This window comes from Vibrio sp. 661 (genome assembly GCF_033339315.1).
GTDB lineage: Bacteria > Pseudomonadota > Gammaproteobacteria > Enterobacterales > Vibrionaceae > Vibrio > Vibrio alginolyticus.
The window spans coordinates 1-1077 of sequence record NZ_JAWOUJ010000123.1 but is presented as its reverse complement, the minus strand read 5'-3'; the positions used below and the strand labels follow the sequence as shown (position 1 = coordinate 1077).

At 47.8% G+C, this 1077-nt stretch carries 1 protein-coding gene and 2 pseudogenes; 2 read left to right on the top strand and 1 reads right to left on the bottom strand.

Features of this window, described 5'->3' with window-relative positions; translation table 11 throughout:
• Positions 1-284 (top strand): annotated as a pseudogene (gene fliI, locus R7P69_RS25140) (flagellum-specific ATP synthase FliI); the annotation flags it as partial.
• A gap of 15 nt (positions 285-299) precedes the next feature.
• Positions 300-740: a flagellar export protein FliJ gene (gene fliJ / locus R7P69_RS25135; RefSeq protein ID WP_005462826.1), complete on the top strand. Its 441-nt coding sequence runs from the start codon at positions 300-302 to the stop codon at positions 738-740.
• A gap of 37 nt (positions 741-777) precedes the next feature.
• On the opposite strand, the pseudogene R7P69_RS25130 reads toward fliJ, so the two are convergent.
• Positions 778-1077, bottom strand: a pseudogene (locus R7P69_RS25130) (serine protease); the annotation flags it as partial.

Sequence of the window (1077 nt, the reverse complement as noted above, 5' to 3'; positions counted from 1 at the left end):
CGGCGATTGATATCAACGCTTCTATCAGCCGTTGTATGAGCACTTGTACGCAACCTGCTCATTCCACCATCGCAAACAACTTCCGCCAAATGTACTCCAATTACCTTCAGGTGAAAGAGTTACTGCCGCTCGGTGGCTATCAACCGGGTCAGGACCCTGAGTTGGATCAGTCTGTTTCGATGTATCCGCATTTGCGTTCGTACTTACAGCAATCAGCGAACGAGGCGGTGGATTACACCACCAGTTTGACTGAGCTGGCTCAAATGTTCCAAGGCGCACAGTAGAGAGCGAACGCAGCGATGAAAGCCAAACTTAAAGCGGTCGGAAAACTGCAACAAATGGAAGAAAAGCAGCGTGATAGGGTCGGGCAACAGCTCGACGCTATGCGTCAGCGTCACAATCATCTTTCAACGCAGTTGCAACAACTTTCAGCTCTCAAAGGACACGCTGGTCAATCGGCGTTGTCCTCTCCGTCTTTGAATAGCGCGGCGTTGATGAACTTCAACCGCGTTGATCAGATGCTGCAAAGAATGCTCCGTCACCACGAGCAAGAACAAGCGGTGATGCAAGCTGAATGTGCATCAGTACAAAAAACGTTAGAACACAAACACGCTCGCGTTCAAGGGTTGGAAAAGGTATTAGAGAGATGGCGTACCAAGCAAAATTATGAGAAAGCCAAAAAAGAGCAAAAGCTGATTGAAGACATCATCAACTCTCGCGTGAAACGCAAAACGTTGTAAGCGTTTTGCGTTTATTTTTATCTAGTAAAGAGAAACGTTACGTCGTTTTTCTGCGTCGCAGCCACCCTAATAATCCTCCAAAGAACAACAACCCTGCACCTATTGCACCACCGCTGCCGTTGTCGCTAAATCCTGAAACATTAGTGTCCTCTGGATCAAAGCCCGAATCACCTTCGCTATGGTAATCCTCTAAGGCTGCTAAGCTTGCGTTATAAACGGTTTTAACCCCAGAACTGGTTCTTGCCTCTATCCATGAGGTGTAATTCAGAATCTCTGTGAAGACGCTCGGAATGGCTGCCGACTCACAAATGGATGAGCCGTAGCTCACAATCCCGAT